Genomic DNA, 21478 nt, shown 5'->3' on the forward strand with positions numbered 1-21478 from the left:
CCCTTCGAAAAAGGGGATCTTATCTTTACGGTTTGCTAGTTCGGTTCTTCTTTATAATCACATTGACTACACTGCACGTGAACTCCTTTTTTCGTTTTCTTTTCCACAAGCATGGAGTCACATTTCGGGCACGTCCTTGCAATAGGTTTATCCCACGAAACGAATTCACATTCTGGATAACGGTCACAGCCATAAAATTTCCGCTGTTTCTTGCTTTTCCGTTCGACTACGTTTCCTACTTTACAATTAGGACACTTTACACCTATTTCTTTGACGATTGCTTTTGTATTACGGCATTCCGGGAAATTAGAACAAGCCATAAATTTACCGTACCTGCCCATTTTAAACACCATAGGATGACCACATTTCTCGCAATCCTCGCCGGCAGGTTCGTCTTTAATTTCTACTTCTTCCATTTCCTCTTCCGCTTTTTTCAAGCGCTTCTCAAAGCCCTCGTAAAAATTATCGATAATCTCAATCCAATTTTGACGCCCTTCTTCAATATAGTCAAGATCATTTTCCATCTTAGCTGTGAATTCAACGTCTAATATCTCCGGGAAGAATTCTACCATTAATTCTGACACAATTTCTCCCAGTTCAGTTGGAACAAACCTGCGATCTTCCAATGCAACATAATTCCTCCGCTGAATCGTATCTAGAGTAGGTGCATAAGTTGATGGCCGCCCAATCCCAAGCTCCTCCATCGTTTTCACAAGCCGAGCTTCTGTATAGCGTGGAGGCGGCTGGGTAAAGTGCTGATTGTCATTAAATTCTTCATTTTGTACTTTCTCATCTTCTTTAAGATCAGGAAGAAACCGGTCTTCTTCTTTTTTCTCGTCATCTTTTCCTTCCACGTACACTTTCATGAAGCCAGCAAATTTTAATTTAGAACCATTCGCTCGAAAGAGGACACCATTGTTTTCTAAATCCACAGACATCGTATCCATTACAGCAGGTGCCATTTCACTCGCAACGAGTCGTTCCCAAATTAATTTATACAGCCTGTATTGATCGCGACTCAGATAAGATTTAACTGTTTTCGGATCTTTCACCACGGAAGTCGGGCGAATCGCCTCATGAGCATCTTGGGCGTTTGTGTTTTTTTTGCTCTTCCTTTGCTCTTTTCGGGTATATTCTTTTCCATAATTCTCTATGATGTACGATTCCGTCTCTGCTCTTGCTGTTTCTGATATCCGAGTAGAATCCGTTCTCATATACGTAATAAGACCAATGGTTCCTTCTTTACCTATGTCAATTCCTTCATAGAGTTGTTGAGCAATCATCATTGTTTTCTTAGCTCTAAAGTTTAGCTTTCTAGCCGCCTCTTGTTGAAGAGAAGACGTCGTAAATGGTTGAACAGGATAACGTTTTCTTTCTTTCCGTGTTACCTTCTGAACCGTGAATGACTTTCCTTTCATTCTTTTATGAATATCATCGACATCTTCTTTCGACTTTAACTCTTTCTTTTTGCCATCTAAACCATAAAACTTAGCTTGAAACGTGTCTTTCTCACGTTTAAACTCTCCCTCAATGCTCCAATACTCCTCAGGAACAAACGCATTAATTTCTTTCTCTCTATCAATGATCATTTTAACCGCAATGGATTGAACCCGTCCAGCACTTAGTCCTTTTTTTACTTTTTTCCATAATAACGGACTTATGTTGTAACCGACGAGACGATCTAAAATACGTCTAGCCTGCTGGGCATCTACGAGATCCATATTAATCGGACGTGGATGTTTAAACGATTCTTTAATAGCACTTTTCGTAATCTCATTAAAGACAACTCGACAATCCGAGTCCGTATCAATCCCTAAGCTGTTTGCCAAATGCCAGGCAATTGCCTCCCCTTCTCTATCAGGGTCGGCAGCGAGATATACTTTTTTTACCTTTTTAGCCGCCGTCTTTAGCTCTTTTAAAATCGGGCCTTTCCCGCGAACAGTAATATATTTAGGTTCATAATTATTTTCAACGTCAACTCCCGTTTGACTTTTCGGCAAATCACGCAGATGCCCCATTGAAGCTTTCACCGTGTATTTTTTCCCGAGATATTTGCCGATTGTTTTTGCTTTCGCGGGAGATTCAACGATTACTAAATAATCTGCCATATATTTTGTTTCCTCCCCCTTTTTTATATCTCAAATTCCTAATAGTATTAACCATTTTTAGGTTTGTTGTCAAATTATATACATCTTTCCTAGCAACGTGAAAAACAGGAGGTTCGGATCTCAACACTTTTAGGAAACAATCACAATCATTTTTTCACAGTTTATGTACGCTGTCTAGCTTAAATTCCTGCAATTGTTTCTTTTATTACTGTTTTTTAGTGATAACTGTGACAATTGTGTCACCAATCAGTTCTCCCATATATCCAGCCATAAATGTTCAGGGGTTAAAACAGGAGCAGCTCCTTCTTCTATTAAAGTATTTGTCCCTTTGGAATAAGGCGAAAAAATAGACCCTGGCAATACTCGTACTTCTTTTCCTTGCTCTAAGGCCTGATATGCTGTGATGAGAGAACCGCTTCTTTCTCCAGCTTCAACAATAAATATGAGATCTGCTAACCCGCTAATTATCCGGTTTCGTGCGGGGAATTGCCATTTTCTCGGGGGAGTGGAAGGAGAGTATTCACTTAGTAGTAAATGTTCACTTGCTATGGTATTAGCGAGTTTTTTATGTTCTCGAGGATAAATATAATCAAACCCTGACCCTAACACTGCAACGGTTTTTCCAGAATGTTTGATGGCAAGACTGTGGGAGAGACCATCAATACCTGTTGCAAGTCCGCTCACTATGGGAACTTTCTTTTTTATCAGAGGAGGAAGTAGGTGTTTTAAGGCTTGTGTTCCATAGTCCGTTGGAGTTCGAGTCCCTACCACTGCGAGGAGAGAGGAAGCATGAAGCAATGAAATATCCCCTTTTCCGTAGAGCACCCACGGGGGATCGTAAATTTGGAGAAGTCGTTTAGGATAAGCTTCGTGAAGGGGGGTTATTATTTCAATGTTGCGTGTTTTGTATTGATCGCGGATATGTTTCGGGTTCGTAGCATGTAAATACCGATATACATGTAAGGCCTGAGAAGACGATAAGTGTAAAAGACGGGAAAAAAAGGGGGGAGACCACTCATACAACGACTTGAGAGTAGAATCATGCCTCATTAGTCGTTTCATTCTCTTCCATGTCATAAAAGGGGCTTCGTGTAAATGGATAATCTTTTCTTCTAAAGTAAACGTTTTCAACTCCTTTTTCACAGAAAAGTTTATTGATAGGAAAGACGCGGATGACCCGCACCTTTCCCATCTTGTATTTATGATTGGTGTGTTAAGCATTTCTCATAAATGTTATTTTCCTTTAAGGCGCTTATTAATGTTTCACCAATTTCGGCAGGAGTATCTGCAACGCTAACTCCGCATGCCTCTAGCGTCTTAATCTTCTCATCAGCGGTACCTTTACCACCAGAAATAATGGCACCAGCGTGACCCATACGCTTTCCTGGAGGAGCCGTTTGACCGCCAATGAACCCAACAACTGGTTTGTTCATATTCTCTTTGATCCATTCCGCAGCTTCTTCTTCAGCTGTCCCCCCAATTTCACCTATCATGATGACAGCTTCTGTGTCTTCATCCTCGTTAAATGCATTAAGTACATCAATGAAATTCGTGCCATTGATTGGATCTCCACCAATTCCAACAGCAGTGGATTGCCCAATACCATTCGTAGATAATTGGTGCACGGCTTCATAGGTAAGGGTACCAGAGCGAGAGACCACGCCGACGTGACCTTTTTTATGGATATAACCAGGCATGATACCAATCTTACATTCTTCTGGAGTGATGACCCCTGGGCAGTTAGGCCCAACAAGCCTAGTTTTCTTTCCTTCCATAAACCGTCTTACTTTTAACATATCAAGGACCGGAATTCCTTCCGTAATACAAATAGCCAAATCTAATTCCGCATCAACCGCTTCCATAATTGCATCAGCAGCAAAAGCAGGAGGAACATATATGACCGAAGCATTTGCTCCCGTATCTTTTACAGCGTCTTCCACTGTATTAAATACAGGGATTCCTTCCACTTCTGTTCCACCTTTACCAGGCGTTACTCCACCGACTACTTGTGTTCCATATTCAACTGCTTGCTTGGTGTGGAACAAGCCTGTTGAACCGGTGATTCCTTGTACTATCACCTTCGTGTCTTTATTTATGAAGATGCTCATTTCACTTCGTCCCGCCTTTCTATTTCACAAGAGATACAATTTTTTGTGCACCATCTGCCATAGAATCAGCAGCTGTTATGTTTAAGCCGGATTTTTCTAAAATTTCTTTTCCTTCCTTCACATTCGTACCTTCCAACCGTACGACGAGAGGAATCTCTAATCCTACTTGCTTCGTTGCTTCTACTACACCATCTGCGATAACGTCACATTTTATGATTCCTCCGAAAATGTTCACGTAAATACCGCGTACATGATCATCGGAGAGGATAATTTTGAAAGCTTCTGTTACTTTTTCTGCTGTCGCACCGCCGCCAACATCTAAGAAGTTTGCAGGGTCTCCATTATAATGCTTGATGATATCCATCGTCGCCATGGCAAGACCCGCGCCATTCACCATACAGCCAATGTTACCATCGAGTGCAATATAGCTTAAATCATATTTAGAAGCTTCGATTTCTTTCGGGTCTTCCTCTTCCAGATCTCTGTACTCAAGAATATCTTTTTGACGGTACATAGCGTTGGAATCAAAGTTCAGCTTAGCATCCAAAGCCATCACACTACCGTCACCAGTCGTGACAAGCGGATTGATTTCAGCTATGGAGCAGTCTTTTTCTACATATACTTTGTAAAGACCTAACATGAATTTGACAGCTTGTCCAACAAGTTCTTTTGGAATGTTAATATTAAATGCGAGACGTCTAGCTTGATAAGCCTGCATTCCTACAGCTGGATCGATGTATTCTCTGAATATTTTCTCAGGTGTTTCTGCGGCTACTTCTTCGATTTCTGTTCCACCTTCTTCCGACGCCATCATGACAACGCGGGAAGTGGCTCTGTCTAAAACAACTCCGACATAGTATTCATTTTGGATATCGCAGCCTTCTTCAATAAGTAAACGCTTAACTTCTTTCCCTTCAGGTCCTGTTTGATGAGTGACGAGCGTCTTACCGAGGATTTCTTCTGCGTAAGCTTTTACCTCATCTAAGTTTTTCGCTACTTTTACGCCTCCGGCTTTACCGCGTCCCCCAGCATGGATCTGGGCTTTTACGACTGACACGTCAGAGCCAAGTTCTTTGGCAGCCTCTACTGCCTCATCCACAGAAAAAGCGACTTTACCATTTGGTACAGCTACGCCGTATTTTCTGAGGATCTCTTTCCCTTGATACTCATGAATATTCATGTTCTCTCCATCCTCCTAACGATTCATTACGAATGTCCGTTCATGCGCATTGGCAAGGACCGGGTGGAATCTGGCTGTGCAACGGCCATTGTTTCTCACACACCCTTAATCGTATTAAACTTATGGAGGAAATTCAACATTTTGTCATAAATTATTTTTTATATCAAAAAAGTTTTTAAAACATTTTGTTCTTTTGTGTCAAGTGTGGCTGAATCAAAAGGTGTTACTCCGTTGAAAACATTCCGGTTTCACCACGGGCACAAGTGCGACATCCGTTCAAGCTGCACTATGTTTGCTTTCACGGTGTCTTCTTAGCCGCAGGGTAACGCTTCAGCTTCCTCATGAGCAAAACCCGCTCACTGCGGGATCTTATTGCCACAGGATGTGGGGGCTTCTACGTTGACTTACGCAGGACGCGTTGACTTTTGCGTTGCAAACAGGACGTTTGCGCTTTTAGCAAAAGATTCATATTATTAGACGTTTGCGATCTTAGTAGAAGTTCAATTCCTTAGTCGGCGTCCCGCAGGAGTCTTCATGTTTTTCAACTGCAAGACACCTAAAGTAGATATATCCCTGCATTTGATACAGCTCCCTTTAAAAACGAGGCTGGGACAAAACTAGAATAGTCAACTCTAAAGACGAACGATCACATGTTGAAGGAGTCACCCGTTTCATAAACGCAGTGTATCAGCGTAGTCAAAATACGTAGACTCCAGCGGGAACAGCACGAGCTAAAGATCCCGCAAGAAAGCCGTTTTCGCTTTCCGAGGAAGCTGAAGCCGTGCCCGCGGAAAGCGAAGTATTTTGACAAAGCGACAACATAAGTTGTTCGGATTTATCTTTCATTTAAATACTTTTGTCCCAGCCTCGCTACGTTTTCTCTATTGGCTTTTGTTTTGAGATTTTTCTTTGTCCTTGTCTTTCCTATGCTTAAAAAAATTGGTTATGGCGGCCAAGGATTTAATTTCTTCGAGGTTTCTGAAGAATCCTAGCTCATGACCAGCTTCTTCCATATAATCTAAAGACCTTCCATCTTTAAATACAGCTCTACGAAAACGCGGCATCTTGATCTCTCCTTTTTTTATTACTTTTCCCTTTGAGTCGTCGTTTCATGAACGTTTTTGTCAATGAGATAAAGAAAGGAGAACACTTCAGCAACAACTTCATATAAGTCTTCCGGTATGGATTCATTTAAATTCAAAGAAGATAGAAGCTCTGCTAACGCAGGATCCTCATATACCGGAATATCGTTCTCGTTCGCTTTACTTAATAACTTTTCCGCTACATAACCTTGACCTTTTGCCTTTAATAACGGAGCATTGTCCGAATTACTGTCGTATCCGACTGCCACAGCTAACTTCTTACTGCTCTCCAGTTTAGACACGGATGTCCACCCCTCTTCTCTCTCCTGGTGAAGTGTACCTTTTATGCATGGACTGTTTTTTATTTTCATCATTTTTCTTCCAATGCAACGAACTTAATTTGTATTGCAAAGACTCTAGTTGATTTTTTAAAAGCGGCTGCAACAACTGGACTGACGCAGGCTCAGCATTATCATTAAAAATTTTTACGGCAATCATCCGATTTTGAATTTGAACGTCAACCATCGTTTCTCCGATGGAAGGTAATTTTAAATAAAAGAGAATCCTGCAATGATCAGGATCGATACCGCCCTCTTCATTTTTCTTTCCTTCCCACTGAAGAGACATATCTGTCCAACATTCACCCATCTTTATTGGAATTTGTATAACAGTTTGTTGGTATAAACCTTGTTCTTCTTGAGACAACAGCTGCTGACCTGTGATACGGTGTAACAGCGACTCAGCTTTTACTCTGACCGACTTGGGGAGATCGGGTAAATTTTCAAACAAGGCTTGCTTCAATTGTAAATGTCGTCCTTCCTTGTTCACTCCTTTTTGATCTCTAGCGTTGGTAGACTCGTGATGATAGCCTATTTGATCAATGACTGCTAATAAAAAACGGAACATGCTGTTTTGCCGCATCCCTGCGTCATTAATGATTGATTTTGTAGCAACGTGGTCGGCGGCAGCTCGCACTTCTTGAGAGTTCTTGTTTTCATATTGCTTCTCGTTTGAAATGTACTCTGGTAAGGAGAATACTTTTTCAGACTGGATGAACGCTTGTTGCAGCTGATGAAGTGCTTTCGACTCGGTGGGTACTTTGCTAGTATAATGATTAAGCGTGCTCCATACATCCTCTATATGAGCGGAGAGCGATTTATTATTTAACGCAGCTTCCACTGCTTGAAAATTTGAGGGAGTGAACGACAGTCCCTTTTGTTCCATCGTTCGAAGAATTTGTAATCCTTTTTTGTTAAACAGTTGGTGAGATTCCATTAAATTACTTCCTTTATTTATTAAATCTCTCGAAAAAGGTTGTTGTTCTTTGAGAAGCCATGTCACAAACCGCTGATTCATGTTGTTATTTATTAGACCTGCTTTGTGTAATAATCTAGATATATCGGTATGATGCCCATTGTTTGAGGAAAGACTGCTTATCACTTGCAAATTAGGTATTCCTTCGTTTTTCGTCACTTTAAATAAATATTGCTGTCCTGCAGATAAGGGAACTTCTAAACGAGCGATTACATTCATGTTTCCTAACCGAAGCGAAGCAGTATGACGTGGAAATAGCTTGTTCACTCTTCCACTAAACATCTGACCAGGTTTCAAACGTAAAAGACTCTGTTTTATTTTGGACGCTTGGCTTTCCGCAAAAGGTGTAATTCTACTCATTGATTCCATTTTAGGTCTCCCATTATTATTTAAATTACAGTACCGCTTGCACCGGAGAAAAAGAACAGCGGTGCTCAGGAGTAGGACCATACTTGCGTAACGCTTCTAAATGTTCTTTTGTTCCGTAACCCATATGCTGTTCAAACCCATACTCCGGATATTTCTCCGCTAGTTCAATCATATACTGATCCCTTGCTGTTTTTGCAAGTACAGAAGCAGCTGCAATAGATGCACTTTTCGCATCTCCTTGTATGAGCCGCAATTGTTTCACTGCGGTTGGTAAGGTCATGGCGTCGATAAAGAGAGCATCTACCTCAATATCTAATCCATTCACAGATTTCATCATCGCTTCTTTGGAGGCCTGATAAATATTCACCTCATCAATGGTTTGTGCAAACACGTGAACGATATGATATGAAAGTGCTTTGTCTTTTAACACCTCGCCAAAGTATTCTCGCTTTGCTCTTGATAATTTCTTTGAATCCGTTAACCCTGGGAACATTTCATTTTCCGGTAACACAGCTGCGCAAGCTGTTACTGGCCCAGCGAGAGGCCCTCTTCCTACTTCGTCTACACCGGCTATGTATTTGTACCCCTTTTGCCGCCATTCTTTTTCGTATGAAAGTAATGTTTCATATTGCTTTTGTAATAGGACAGCCTGCTCCATGTGTCTATCGTATTTTTCTATTAACTGGCGTACCCCTTTTCGGTCATCGCCCCGCCAGTTTCTTATCCAATCCTCTTGTGCCGTTCCATTGTTTAAATGATGTTTAATCTCTGCTATTGTCATTTTTGCCTGTGGCATGAGCTTCATCCTTTACTTGTCGTTCCAATCTTCTGGGACTTCTAAGGTAATCCTTCCTAATTTCAATGAACGAATGTCACGTATAATAATCTCTGCTGCTTTTTCGTAATCAATGACGCCGCCAGGTTTCAAGCAACCTCTATGTTTTCCAATTTCTTCAAATAATGTTAGATCTTCTTCAGGGAGTGGCATACGTAACTGATACCTTTCTAGTAACATAGGGCGGTATCTTTCTTTTAACATTCGTAACGTAAAAAGGGCGATATCCCCAAAATCTAATAAGTCATCTTTAATAGCACCCGTTACTGCTAAACGATAGCCTACTAGAGGATCGTCAAATTTTGGCCATAAAATTCCTGGAGTGTCGAGTAATTCCATTGTATTTGAAACTTTTAACCATTGCTGTTTTTGCGTTATCCCTGGTTTATTTCCTGTCCGTGCCGTGTTTTTACCCACAAGACGGTTTATCACCGTAGACTTCCCAACATTCGGTATACCGATGACCATAGCTCGAATAGCGCGCGGGCGAATCCCTTTCTTCTTTCTTTTTTCGAAAAAAGGGGCAGTCAGTTTTTTAGCTTTCTCTATAATAGGCTTCGCACCTTGATTTTTTAAAGCATTGATAGAGATAACTTCTGTTCCCTGCTCCGCAAACACTTTCATCCATTCTTCCGTCGCTGCTGCATCAGCCATATCACTCTTTGTTAAAACAAGTAAGCGAGGTTTATCTTGTATAATAGAGTCGAGCATCGGGTTTCTTGAAGATTGTGGAACGCGCGCGTCTGCAAGTTCTATCACCATATCAACTCGTTTTAATTGTTCAGCAACTTCACGTTTTGCTTTTGCCATGTGACCGGGATACCATTGTATTGTCATGTCATTCGTGCTCCTTTTACAAGCGTGAAATTTTTCTATAACTTACTTGTGACGTACATTAAAATGAGAAAGAGGCCAGAATGTAAGGGACGCTTCTCCTACAATATCCTCTTCAGCGACAAGTCCAATTATTCGCGAATCAAGGCTATGTCGGCGATTATCTCCTAATACGAAAACATAGCCTTCAGGAATGGTCTTTGAACCAATGGTGCCAGGAAGAGTGAAATCCGGCGTTATAGGTTGTCCTTCATCCCTTTCTGCCAATGGTTCTAGATACGGCTCGGCAACTCTTTTTCCATTAATGTGCAACACACCATTACTGTAATATAACGTGTCCCCTGGCAGACCAATAACTCTTTTAATATAATCTCTTTCTTCAGAGGCATGAAAAACAATAATATCGAAGCGTTCCGGATCGGACATCCAATAACTAGATTTGTTTACAATCATCCGGTCTTGATTCGATAAAGTAGGTTCCATGGACTCTCCTTCAACGATAATGGGTGCGATGAGAAAAACGCGCGCTATAACAGCTACCGTCACGGCAAACATAAGCAAGTAAGCTGCTTCACGCCAGCTGTTATCTTTTATGTACATGGTGTCTCCTCTTTCCAAGTATCGTTTTTCATTTTATTATAACACTGTTACACTTTCTATTTTAAGGTCTCTCTATAAGCACCAAGAAATGATCCTTCATTCGGTACTTATATATCCCCGTCAACAACAAAAAAACTGCGACGGACTTGCCCGCCACAGTTCTTTTGGTAAAACAATTAACGAATTTCTTTAATACGTGCTGCTTTTCCGCGCAAGTTACGTAGATAGTAGAGCTTCGCACGACGGACTTTACCGCGGCGCTTCACTTCAATCTTATCTACACGCGGGGAGTGAACAGGAAAAGTACGTTCCACACCGATGTTATAAGAAATTTTACGAACGGTAAATGTTTCGCTGATACCGCCGCCGCGACGCTTGATAACGACGCCTTCAAACACCTGGATACGCTCACGGGAACCTTCCACAACTTTCACGTGAACACGTACTGTGTCTCCGGCACGGAAATTCGGAATGTCCGTTTTCAACTGTTCTTTCGTAATTTCGCGAATTAGTTCTTGCATGCAATTCGCCTCCCTTTCTCCAAATGCTCATGTCTCTGTTAAGTATGACAGCGGAACATTGTAGTAATGGGCTTTCGCCACAAAGTTTATCTTAGCATAACCATACTTGCTAATCAATAATTACTCTTCATTTTCTATAGATTGAAGCCATTTTTTTTCCTCGTCGGTGAGTGTCAATTTTTTGAGTAAATCTGGTCGTCTCTCTGCTGTTCGTTTTAAAGATTGCTCTCGACGCCAACGTTCAATATTTTTGTGGTGGCCGGAGAGCAACACATCAGGGACTTTCCATCCTTTAAAATCTGCAGGGCGTGTATAGTGGGGATGTTCAAGCATTCCTTCTGAAAAAGAATCCTTTTTTGCCGATTCATCATTACCCAACACGCCAGGGAGAAGTCTGGTAATACTGTCTGCCATCACCATAGCTCCAAGCTCTCCCCCTGTTAATATAAAATCTCCTATTGAATATTCATCCGTTGCTAAATGTTCCCTTATTCTCTCATCGTAGCCTTCATAATGCCCGCATATAAAAATCAAATGATGTTCTCTTGCCAATTTTTCCGATTCTCTTTGTGTAAATGGCTTGCCTTGTGGACAAAGCATAATAACACGGGGAGTGGACTCTGCTTCTTGCATAAGATGTTCTGCAGCTGAGAACACAGGCTGTGGCGTCATCACCATCCCCGCACCGCCACCATACGGATAATCATCCGTTTTTCGATGCTTGTCAAAAGAAAAATCCCGGATATTGTGAACCCCAAAAGTTACAGCTTGTTTTTCAGAGGCTTGCTTCATTATCGAAGACTCAAGGACTCCCGGAAACATTTCGGGGAACAAAGTCAGAAAATCCATTTTCATCATGGAAGTAAACCCTCCATCAGTTGGATTGAGATTCTCTTCTTTTCTACGTCGATTTCTTTCACTACTTCTTTAATGTACGGAATAAGTATCTCCTTTTCTCCATGAAACGGCTTTACTACCCACACGTCATTTGCACCCGGAGAGAGAATGTCATCGACTTCTCCTAGTGGTTTCTCTTCTTCTGTGTATACAGTACAGCCAATAATTTCATGATAGTAATACTCCCCTTCTTCTAAAGGAGTAAGAGCCGTCTCAGGAATTTGCAGGATTCCACCTTTCCATGTTTCTGCTTCTTCAAGTGTATTGATTTCTGTTACCGTGAGCAGAAGGAACTGTTTGTGAGAACGGCTTCTCTCTATTGTAACTTTCACTCTGTCCTTTTTGGTTTCATGAAATAGGAAGAGCTCGTTCCCATTTTGAAATCGGTCATCTACAAAATCGGTAATAGGAAGAATTTTCAGTTCCCCGCGTACGCCGTGCGTGTTAATGATTTTTCCAACATTAAACCATTCCATTATTATCATCCGTCCTATTTCTTATCGTTACAATTTCGCCGTCTTTTACGATGATTTCCTTTTCTTCCGGCGGCCACTTACTGCCAACGTCAACTTCCTCAATCGAATCCACGTGTCGTGTTGTGATCTCTGCCCCTAAAGGCAGTTGAAATAATTGTGATCGTTGAAATGTAACCTCATTCATTTGTTCATTACGTTTTTCGATTTCTTTCGTAAATCGTTGTTTCACAGCCGACTTTTGGTGAGAAGTATCGGTAGACTTTATTTGTTTGTGCATTTGAAAACGGAGTTGTTCTATTTCTCTCGTTAAACGCTTTACTTCTTGGTCAAATTCTTCCTTCATCTCACTTTTCATTTTTTCTGTCAAAATGTACTTGACCGGCACTTTCTTTATTATCCGCATATCGGCCCCCGTTCCTAACCATAGGTCAATCCCCTTCTCATTGATCATTCTTTCCTGAATTCCTTTCCCAGAAAAAGCAAAGGCAAGACTTCTATGGTTCTATAACAATTATATACTGGTCAGGCAACGTAAGAAAAGACCAAGAGCGTCCACCTACCCCGATGACAAGCGATGAAGAGAGCTGCCGAGATGACAGAGGTCATACGTTATAAATCGCATCATGCAAAAAGGGCAAGGATACTATCCTCGCCCATTCCACTAAAGCTATTCTCATTATAACTCTTTCCGTATGCTTTATACCTTCGTTGAGTGACTTGTATAAATGACACTCTTACTCCGGTTCTTTAATATCCAAACGAACTCGCTTCTCTTGGTGAGAAGCACTAGCATACAAAACCGAACGGATGGCGTTTGCTATTCTTCCCTGTTTTCCTATCACTTTTCCCATATCACTCTCATGGACGGACAACGTCAGGATGAGCGTGTTATCTTGCTGATGTTCTTTCACATCAACGTTATCAGGATAATCCACGAGGGAGCGGGCAATCGTTTCTACCAGCTCTTTCATCAAAATCCCCCTCGTTTTGTGATGAAATTACTTTTCATTTTTTGCGTGATGTAACTTTTCCATAAGACCTTCTCTAGAGAAAAGGTTTCGAACTGTATCAGATGGTTTCGCCCCATCAAGCATCCATTTTAATGCTTTATCATCATTAATGGTCAATTCTGCCGGATCTTTCAATGGGTTGTACGTCCCGATTTCTTCGATAAATCGACCGTCACGAGGCGCGCGAGAATCCGCAACTACCACTCTGTAATAAGGTCTTTTCTTTGATCCAATACGTTTTAATCTAATTTTAACTGCCATTATTAGACACCTCCAAATATATTTCACAATAGCACATTATAATAGGGAATCGAACCCCTGTAAAGTCTTTTTCCTTTAAACTACATGAAAGGAAGTTGAAATCCGCCTTTTCCTTTCTTTTTACCTTGCATGTTTGTCATCTGTTTCATCATTTTTTTCATGTCTTCGAATTGCTTTAAGAGACGGTTCACATCCTGGATAGAAGTTCCGCTTCCTTTAGCAATGCGGCGTTTTCTACTTGCGTTAATAACAGAAGGTTGCTGTTTTTCATGTGAAGTCATCGAGCGAACAATAGCTTCTACACGGCCAATCTGACTTTCGTCAACTTGGACATTTTTTAATGCTTTTTTATTCGCCCCTGGAATCATAGCTAACAGTTCATCAAGAGGTCCCATATTTCTTACCTGCTCTAACTGTTCTAAAAAGTCATCGAACGTTAACTCAGCTGTCCGCATTTTTTTCTCTAGTTCTTTTGCCCGTTCCTCATCTACATTGGTTTGTGCTTTCTCAATAAGAGATAACACATCTCCCATTCCGAGAATACGAGATGCCATCCGTTCCGGGTGAAACGGCTCCAGCTGGTCAATTTTCTCACCCATACCTGCAAATTTAATAGGAGTTCCCGTGACGGCTTTTACAGAGAGAGCAGCACCGCCACGCGTGTCCCCATCAAGCTTCGTAAGGACGATTCCGGTAAGATCAAGCTGTTCGTTAAAACTTTCTGCTACATTTACAGCGTCTTGTCCAGTCATGGCATCAACAACTAGCAGTATTTCATCTGGTTGTACCGCTTCTTTAATACGTTGAAGTTCACCCATTAAATCTTCATCGACATGAAGCCGTCCAGCCGTATCAATAAGAACGTAGTCGTGATGCTCCTCTTTTGCCTGATTAACTGCTCCGGTTGCAATGTCCACAGGATTCACTTGATCACCAAGTGAAAATACAGGCATGCTGAGTTGTTTGCCAAGTGTTTCAAGCTGATCTATAGCCGCAGGACGATATATATCGGCTGCTGCCATTAATGGTTTTCGGTTATTCTTTTTCCTGAGAAAGTTGGCAAGCTTTCCTGTGGTTGTTGTCTTACCTGCACCTTGCAAACCGACCATCATCACTACTGTAGGAGGTTTTTGAGCAAGAGCAATTTTGCTTTGTTCTTCTCCCATCAGCTTTGTTAATTCTTCATTTACAACTTTAATTACTTGTTGACCAGGAGTTAGGCTTTTCATCACCTCTTGACCAACCGCTCGCTCTTTTACATCGTTGACAAACTTTTTTACTACTTTGAAGTTAACATCAGCTTCTAAAAGGGCAAGGCGTACTTCTCTCATCATTTCTTTTACGTCGGCCTCAGAGACTTTCCCTCGGCCTTTCATTTTATCAAACGTCGCCTGCAGCCTTTCTGCTAAACCCTCAAACGCCATCGTTTGTCCCCTCCTCCTCTAATATTTCAAGAGACTCAACTATCTTTATCAAACCGGGGGAAGGAGAATCATTATCTTCCGCATGACTTCGCAAGCGGCGGTAGAGTTCCGTCCGCTTCACATACTTATGGTACAAACCGAGCTTTTCCTCATATTCTTCAAGCATGTATTCTGTTCGTTTCACATTGTCATACACCGCTTGGCGACTTACATCAAACTGCTCAGCAATTTCTCCAAGCGAAAAATCATTCAGATAATACATTTCCATATACTGTTGCTGCTTTCCCGTCAACAGAGGCTGATAGAAATCAAATAAAGCATTCATTCGAACTGTTTTTTCAAGCATGCTCATCCACTCTCTTGCTTCACGCGAAAAGTCATTGCGTTAATTATAATACTAAAAGGAGAACAAGGTGTCAAGAAAATAACTTAACGGCTTTCTTCATCCTCTTCCCCTGCCCCAGTATCTTCTTCAACCAGCTCTTTAAACAATCCATACACGAACTGTTCGGCATCAAATTGTTGTAAGTCTTCAATCCCTTCGCCTAATCCAACTAATTTGACTGGAATGTCAAGTTCATTTCGAATCGCTAATACAATGCCACCGCGTGCAGTTCCATCTAATTTGGTTAATACAATACCTGAAACATCTGTTGTTTCTTGGAACGTTTTGGCTTGACTCAATGCGTTCTGGCCCGTTGTCGCATCTAAAACTAATAGAACTTCATGAGGAGCCTCTGGCAGCTCACGGCTGATGACCCGCTTTACTTTCTCTAATTCCTTCATCAAATTCACTTTATTTTGCAGGCGGCCTGCTGTATCACATAACAAGATGTCTGCTTGCTTTGCACGTGCCGATTGGATGGCATCATACATTACTGCAGCTGGATCGGAACCAGCCTGTTGCTTAACCACATCGACGCCAACACGCTCCCCCCATACTTCGAGCTGCTCTATCGCTCCAGCCCGAAATGTATCTCCGGCTGCCATAACCACTGTTTTATCTTGCTCTTTAAAAAAATGAGCTACTTTTCCTATCGTTGTTGTTTTTCCAACACCATTGACACCAACAAAAAGAATGACTGTCATGCCGTCCTTTTGTATATTCAGCTCTGTATCTTCCCCGCTTTTGTCTAGTTTTTCAGCCAGTTTTTCACTAATAACCGGGGCAATCTCCGTTGAATCTTTAATGTTACGTAATTTCACTTCATCTTTTAATTCATCGATTAATTCCAGAACAGTCGACACGCCGACATCAGCACCAATCAAGATTTCTTCGAGTTCTTCAAAAAACTCTTCGTCGACACTTCGATACTGTGCAAATAATTCATTCATCTGGCCTACAAAAGAGTCTCTTGTTTTGGCCAGACCTTCTTTAAATTTTTCGGTGACGGAATCTGTTTGTGTGGTGAACTTTTCTTTTAGTTTTTTAAAAAAACTCATATATAAAAGCTGTCTCTAATCGCAAAACCATGGAATAGTTACACACTACGTTAGAGACAGCCTTCCCCCTTTCTATGCTTCCATTCCTATTTCTGTGGTTCCAATAATTGTTCTGTTTCTTCGAGTTTCACTGAGACCATTTTTGAAACGCCTGATTCTTCCATAGTGATTCCATATAAAACATCCGCTTCTTCCATCGTCGTTTTTCGGTGACTGATTACGATAAATTGAGTTGTTTTGCTGAAGGAGCGTAAGTAAGCAGAGAAACGAAGAAGGTTCGCTTCATCTAGAGCCGCCTCGACTTCATCCAAAACACAAAACGGTACTGGTTTAGCTTTCACGATAGAAAACAATAAAGCAATGGCCGTTAGGGCTTTTTCTCCGCCTGAAAGTAAAGACAAATGCTGTTTTTTCTTGCCAGGAGGCCGTGCAGAAATATCTACCCCTGACTCTAAAATGTTATCCGGATCTGTTAAATACAGGTCGGCTTCTCCACCTTCAAATAGAGTTGTAAACGTTTCTTGAAAATGAGTGCGGATAGATTGAAACGTCTCAGAGAAACGCCGTTTCATTTCCGTATCCATTTCATCAATTACTTCATATAAAGAGCTTTCCGCCTCTAACAGATCACTTCTTTGATTTTGTAAGAATGTGGCTCGTTCATAAATACGTTCATATTCGTCAATCGCTCCAAGATTAACAGCGCCTAGTTCCTCTATTCCTTTTTTAATAAGTTTTATTTGCTTAGCTGCCTCCTTCGGATCTATTGCTAAAGGATATTCTTTCACTGCACGCTCATAACTTATCTCGTATGATTCTTGAAGCTCTTGAAGTCTATTGTCCAGCTCTACTTCTGTACGGTTAAGACTCACTTGTTTTTCCTGACATAATTCTTGCTGTTGTTGATAAGTAACAGACAATTGTTGAAGGACCACCTTTAGCCGTTCTGCTTCTTCAAAGTCTGTCACTCTCTCTTCTCTCAGCTGGTTAATCGTATTCGTAAGATCTATTTTCTTCTCTTTCAAAGACGAAATCTTGTCTTCGAGACGATCCTCATCCCCAGCAATCATTTCCTGTTCTAACTGCTCAAGCTCATGTTGAAGGGCTGTCACTTGATTCCTCTCTGCACTTGCTTGATTCTGCAGCCGCTCTCTTTCTGTCTTGTCATAAGAAGCCGCTTCCCGAGCTGCTGCTATTTCTACTTTTAATGCGGTCTCTCGTTCCTTTAACTCTTCTTCTTTCCCTGCTCTTTCTTTTTCCTTTGTCTCTAATTGAGCAATTTGGCTTTCTATTTGCTCGATTTTTTGTTGAATCGTCTCCATGTTTTCAGAGATAACGTGCTGCCTGTTATGGAGGCGTCTTTTCTCTTCCTCTAATGAAGAGGATTCTCGATGAAATAAAGATAAACGCGACTGACTTTGAGATAGCTCCGCTTCACTTTTTGAAAGATTTTCTTTCATTTTTTCAAGATGTACACGTGTTCGTTCTTCTTCTTCTCTCCACCTCTCCATTTCTTGAGAAGCTTCCGTATACTCTTGTTTTAGTTGCCGGACCGTGTCTTCTAGTTTTTCCGTGGTTTGCATCATATAATCATACTTGTCTTTCAGTTCCTCCAACTCTTGCTGCCGGCCAAGAACCTGTCCTTTTTTTTGGTTCGATGCCCCTCCTGTCATTGAACCGCCTGGACTTACGATATCTCCTTCAAGCGTAACGATACGAACCGAGTAATTAGACACTTTTGCCAAACGATTAGCGGCTTCCAAAGACTCTGCCAAAACAACTTGTCCTAATAAATGTTCTGTAATATGTTGATATTCCTTCGGCACAGATACAGCGTCTGCACCGAACGTAACAAATCCATCCGTTTGACGCAGCTTTCTTTTCACATTTTCAGAAATCCAGCGTGGTCGTATGACATCTGCCGGTAAAAATGTAGCTCTTCCTTTCCGTTTCACCCTTAGAAACTGAATTGCTTTTCTAGCATCCGCCTCTGAAGACACCACTACATGCTGTAACGCTCCACCCAAAGCTGTCTCCACTGCTGTAATGAATTCTTTCGGTACGTGAATAAGTTCTGCTACGGCTCCGGCGATACCAGTGAGGTGATTCCCCCTTGCTTTTAGAACCTCCTTAACACCTTGATAAAATCCTGCGTATGTTGCTTCCATTTCTTCCAAAAGCTGAATCCGGGACTTTGTCTGGTCTACATACCTGTACGCTTCATATAATTTATTTTCTTTGTTTTTTGTTTCTTGATCAATTCTCTTCCACTTTTCCTGCCAGTGCTGTGTAGATTTTTTGCTGTCCTCATACGCTTTCTGTGCTTCTTCCTTGTGAATTTTCCACTTAGCAAACGTCTCTTCCGCTTGAGTGCTTTCGTGGATAAATTGATTATTCTCCTCATGAAGCACACTGATTTTTCTTTCAAGCTGTTCTTTCTGATCTGATAAGTAACGGTCTTCGTTCCGAATCGCAGCTTGTTCATTTAAACGTTCAATATACTCACTTTTTAAATGTTCGATGTCCTCTCGACTGCTTTGAGCATACAATTGATGGAGACGACGAACGTCATCCAGCTTTTCTTTTAAGTCGGATAAATGTTTCATACTTTCCTCTTCTTTTTGCTTTTGAAAGCGAAGCTTCGCTGTTGTCTTTTCATATTGCTTTTGAAGAGCTTCTAACCTTTCAGCCCACTCTTCCTTCTTCTCATCGGCATTTTTCCCTCTTTCTTCAAGAAGACGACGTCGTCCTTCCGATTTTTCCAATTGCTCACTTGTAGACACTAAATCATCTTGCAAACTGCTAATTTTCTTGTCGAGCTCTTCTACGCTCTGCTGAACCTTTTGTCTCTTTTGTTCTTCTGCTTGTACTTTCTTTTCCGTAACTGTCTTTTCTTCTTCGAGCTCTTTTATCTCTTTTTCCAACGCAGACCACAGTTGATGTTTTTCTCTTATTTCCCATCCTAAAAGAGCTATTTCTATGTCTTCTAGTTCTTCTTTTTTATCAAGATAATCTTTTGCCAAAGAAGCCTGCACCTTTAATGGCTCCAATTGACCTTCCAGCTCAAATAAGATATCTTCCACACGTTGTAAATTATCTTTGGTCTCAGAGAGCTTTCTTTCCGCCTGTTGCTTTCTCTGTTTATACTTCACTACCCCAGCAGCCTCTTCAAATATGAGACGCCGTTCTTCAGGCTTACTGGACAGTACTTCCTCCACTTGCCCTTGACCAATGATAGAAAAAGCAGATTTCCCTATTCCTGAATCCATAAACAATTCGACGATGTCTTTTCGTCGACATGGTTGACGATTAATTAAATACTCACTATCACCATTTCGGTATAATTTACGGGAAACGCTCACTTCACTATATTCAAGGGGAAGCTCCCCTTCTTCATTATGTAAAACTAATGTTACTTCTGCTCGGCTGAGTGCTCGTCTTGTATCACTGCCAGCAAAAATGATATCTTCCATTTTTGCCCCTCGCAACGATCGTGCCGACTGTTCACCAAGCACCCAGCGAATGGCATCAGAGATATTACTTTTTCCACTGCCGTTCGGACCTACCACTGCATTAATTCCTGGAACGAATTCTATGGAAAACTCCTCTGCAAACGATTTAAATCCTTTTATTTCAAGTTTTTTGAGGAACAAGGCAATGTCCTCCCCTATATGTGTTCTGTGTAATCTAGTTGAATAATTCTTTGACCTACATCATTTTACCATACGTGCGGCTTAGGAAGAAGCTGTGCTATCTATATCTATTTGCGCTTTTTCAGGAAAGCTACTACAATAAAAACATGTCTGAAAGATGGACAGCTAACGAGGAGAAGTATTTAATAATAAGGGGGACAACGATGAAATTGAACGAGCCGACTCAAGAAAATTTAGAATTTATGGTAAATGCCATCAGTAATAAGCTTGATGTCGTGAATACTGCCGCCATGGAACCAAAGCATTTTGATGTAGAGAAGTATGACGATATTAAAGACATATATGACATGATTTGTTATAAAGACAATATAAGTGTCAATGAAAAAGAAGCAATTGTTTCCGAGTTAGGGAAGCTGAGAAAATAAGGACCATACTTAATACCGGCCGAAAAGAAGTAAATAAAGCCACGCGGTGCCTATCAACGCTGCGCGGCTTTTCTTTTTCTATTCATTTTTTTCTTCCGAGGTTCCAAGCTTTGCAAGTGCCTGCTGTGCCGCGTGTTGTTCCGCTTCCTTTTTTGAGCGTCCTTTCCCTTCACCTAGCATCTTATCGTTTAAAAATACAGCAGATATAAACTCTCTACTATGTGCAGGACCGATCTCTTCTAATATTTCATAATGGATAAGCCCGTAATGGTCTCTCTGAATATGCTCTTGTAGCTGGCTCTTAAAATCCATCATATGCGAAAAAGCACCGTCATCGATCTTCGGGTATATTGATTTTTGTAAAAAAGCATAAACCGCTTCGATTCCTTGATCCAAGTATAAGGCACCAACAAAGGCTTCAAAAACATCAGCCAGAAGTGCTGGACGTTGTCGGCCACCTGTCAATTCTTCTCCTTTTCCAAGTAAGACTAGTTTTCCAAAGCTTAATTCTTCTGCCAAGTTAGCTAATGAGGCTTCACATACGATCGCAGCCCGCAGCTTTGTCATATCCCCTTCACTCATTGTGGCAAAACGCTTAAATAGATGTTGGGAAACAGCTAGTTCCAGAACGGCGTCCCCTAAGAATTCCAGCCTTTCATTGTCATGAATCGAACGGATACGATGCTCATTCACATAGGATGAATGAGTAAAAGCCTGAATTAGCAGTCTTTCATTTTCAAATTCCAACCCCAGACCTTCCAGCACTGACATCAACTGATCACGTTGTTCTCTAGTAAGGGTTAACTTCTTACGTGTTTTTCGTCTCTTTGCTGGAGGGTGATTTCTAGAAGGTTTTTTTGATGAATACTCCATAAAAGCTCCTCCAATTTTTCCATCAAATATAAAAGGAGAAGGTCGTTTTAAAACGACCTGCTTCC

The 21478-nt window shown here is 41.2% G+C and carries 22 protein-coding genes; 1 reads left to right on the forward strand and 21 read right to left on the reverse strand.

What is annotated here, in order from left to right:
• Window positions 1–35: 35 nt before the first annotated feature.
• The 20 genes from topA to smc all read right to left on the reverse strand — a co-directional run bounded on the left by topA (window position 36) and on the right by smc (window position 20115).
• Window positions 36–2108, reverse strand: coding sequence for a type I DNA topoisomerase (gene topA, locus BM095_RS03240; protein WP_091657292.1), 2073 nt, complete (start codon window positions 2106–2108; stop codon window positions 36–38).
• A 246-nt stretch (window positions 2109–2354) separates the two neighbouring features.
• Window positions 2355–3185 carry a DNA-processing protein DprA gene (dprA, locus tag BM095_RS03245; RefSeq protein ID WP_245757785.1) on the reverse strand — a complete coding sequence of 277 codons (831 nt, stop codon included), beginning with the start codon at window positions 3183–3185 and terminating at the stop codon, window positions 2355–2357.
• 122 nt (window positions 3186–3307) lie between these two features.
• Entirely contained in the window at window positions 3308–4216 is a 909-nt protein-coding gene (gene sucD / locus BM095_RS03250) for a succinate--CoA ligase subunit alpha (RefSeq protein WP_091657296.1), read from the reverse strand.
• 19 nt (window positions 4217–4235) lie between these two features.
• Entirely contained in the window at window positions 4236–5396 is a 1161-nt protein-coding gene (gene sucC, locus BM095_RS03255; RefSeq protein WP_091657299.1) for an ADP-forming succinate--CoA ligase subunit beta, read from the reverse strand.
• Window positions 5397–6277: 881 nt separating this feature from the next.
• Entirely contained in the window at window positions 6278–6460 is a 183-nt protein-coding gene (locus tag BM095_RS16480) for a hypothetical protein (protein WP_091657301.1), read from the reverse strand.
• Window positions 6461–6480: 20 nt separating this feature from the next.
• Complete coding sequence (locus tag BM095_RS03265) at window positions 6481–6780, reverse strand: EscU/YscU/HrcU family type III secretion system export apparatus switch protein (RefSeq protein ID WP_322787590.1); 300 nt, start codon at window positions 6778–6780, stop codon at window positions 6481–6483.
• Window positions 6773–8161, reverse strand: coding sequence for a hypothetical protein (locus BM095_RS03270; RefSeq protein ID WP_091657303.1), 1389 nt, complete (start codon window positions 8159–8161; stop codon window positions 6773–6775). Before BM095_RS03270 ends, BM095_RS03265 begins: the two co-directional genes overlap by 8 nt.
• Window positions 8162–8186: 25 nt before the next feature.
• Window positions 8187–8957, reverse strand: a complete 771-nt coding sequence (locus BM095_RS03275) for a ribonuclease HII (RefSeq protein ID WP_245757786.1) — start codon at window positions 8955–8957, stop codon at window positions 8187–8189.
• Window positions 8958–8969: 12 nt separating this feature from the next.
• Window positions 8970–9833 carry a ribosome biogenesis GTPase YlqF gene (gene ylqF / locus BM095_RS03280; RefSeq protein ID WP_091657306.1) on the reverse strand — a complete coding sequence of 288 codons (864 nt, stop codon included), beginning with the start codon at window positions 9831–9833 and terminating at the stop codon, window positions 8970–8972.
• Window positions 9834–9875: 42 nt separating this feature from the next.
• Window positions 9876–10430, reverse strand: a complete 555-nt coding sequence (gene lepB, locus BM095_RS03285) for a signal peptidase I (RefSeq protein ID WP_091657308.1) — start codon at window positions 10428–10430, stop codon at window positions 9876–9878.
• 176 nt (window positions 10431–10606) lie between these two features.
• A complete protein-coding gene (gene rplS, locus BM095_RS03290; RefSeq protein WP_091657311.1) occupies window positions 10607–10951 on the reverse strand; it encodes a 50S ribosomal protein L19 in 345 nt (114 codons plus the stop codon).
• 120 nt (window positions 10952–11071) lie between these two features.
• Window positions 11072–11806: a tRNA (guanosine(37)-N1)-methyltransferase TrmD gene (gene trmD, locus BM095_RS03295; RefSeq protein WP_091657901.1), complete on the reverse strand. Its 735-nt coding sequence runs from the start codon at window positions 11804–11806 to the stop codon at window positions 11072–11074.
• Entirely contained in the window at window positions 11806–12324 is a 519-nt protein-coding gene (gene rimM / locus BM095_RS03300; protein WP_091657314.1) for a ribosome maturation factor RimM, read from the reverse strand. The genes trmD and rimM overlap by 1 nt, the downstream gene beginning before the upstream one ends.
• The gene (locus tag BM095_RS03305) at window positions 12311–12775 is read right to left on the reverse strand and encodes a YlqD family protein (protein ID WP_091657316.1); all 465 of its coding nucleotides are present in this window, start codon (window positions 12773–12775) and stop codon (window positions 12311–12313) included. Before BM095_RS03305 ends, rimM begins: the two co-directional genes overlap by 14 nt.
• 283 nt (window positions 12776–13058) lie before the next feature.
• A complete protein-coding gene (locus tag BM095_RS03310) occupies window positions 13059–13295 on the reverse strand; it encodes a KH domain-containing protein (RefSeq protein WP_091657319.1) in 237 nt (78 codons plus the stop codon).
• A 27-nt stretch (window positions 13296–13322) separates the two neighbouring features.
• Window positions 13323–13595 carry a 30S ribosomal protein S16 gene (rpsP, locus tag BM095_RS03315; RefSeq protein WP_091657321.1) on the reverse strand — a complete coding sequence of 91 codons (273 nt, stop codon included), beginning with the start codon at window positions 13593–13595 and terminating at the stop codon, window positions 13323–13325.
• An 80-nt stretch (window positions 13596–13675) separates the two neighbouring features.
• Window positions 13676–15019: a signal recognition particle protein gene (gene ffh, locus BM095_RS03320; RefSeq protein ID WP_091657324.1), complete on the reverse strand. Its 1344-nt coding sequence runs from the start codon at window positions 15017–15019 to the stop codon at window positions 13676–13678.
• Entirely contained in the window at window positions 15009–15365 is a 357-nt protein-coding gene (locus BM095_RS03325) for a putative DNA-binding protein (protein ID WP_091657327.1), read from the reverse strand. The genes ffh and BM095_RS03325 overlap by 11 nt, the downstream gene beginning before the upstream one ends.
• An 83-nt stretch (window positions 15366–15448) precedes the next feature.
• A complete protein-coding gene (gene ftsY, locus BM095_RS03330) occupies window positions 15449–16462 on the reverse strand; it encodes a signal recognition particle-docking protein FtsY (protein ID WP_091657330.1) in 1014 nt (337 codons plus the stop codon).
• Window positions 16463–16548: 86 nt separating this feature from the next.
• Window positions 16549–20115 carry a chromosome segregation protein SMC gene (gene smc, locus BM095_RS03335; RefSeq protein WP_091657333.1) on the reverse strand — a complete coding sequence of 1189 codons (3567 nt, stop codon included), beginning with the start codon at window positions 20113–20115 and terminating at the stop codon, window positions 16549–16551.
• 203 nt (window positions 20116–20318) lie between these two features.
• On the opposite strand from smc, the gene BM095_RS03340 reads away from it, so the two are divergent.
• Window positions 20319–20540 (forward strand): DUF1128 domain-containing protein, encoded by a 222-nt coding sequence (locus tag BM095_RS03340; protein WP_091657336.1) that lies wholly within the window; start codon window positions 20319–20321, stop codon window positions 20538–20540.
• A 78-nt stretch (window positions 20541–20618) separates the two neighbouring features.
• On the opposite strand, the gene rnc is transcribed toward BM095_RS03340, so the two are convergent.
• On the reverse strand, window positions 20619–21413 hold the full coding sequence (rnc, locus tag BM095_RS03345; protein WP_091657338.1) for a ribonuclease III: 795 nt from the start codon (window positions 21411–21413) through the stop codon (window positions 20619–20621).
• Window positions 21414–21478: the final 65 nt, after the last annotated feature.

This window comes from Alteribacillus iranensis (assembly GCF_900113025.1).
Classification (GTDB): domain Bacteria; phylum Bacillota; class Bacilli; order Bacillales; family Marinococcaceae; genus Alteribacillus_A; species Alteribacillus_A iranensis.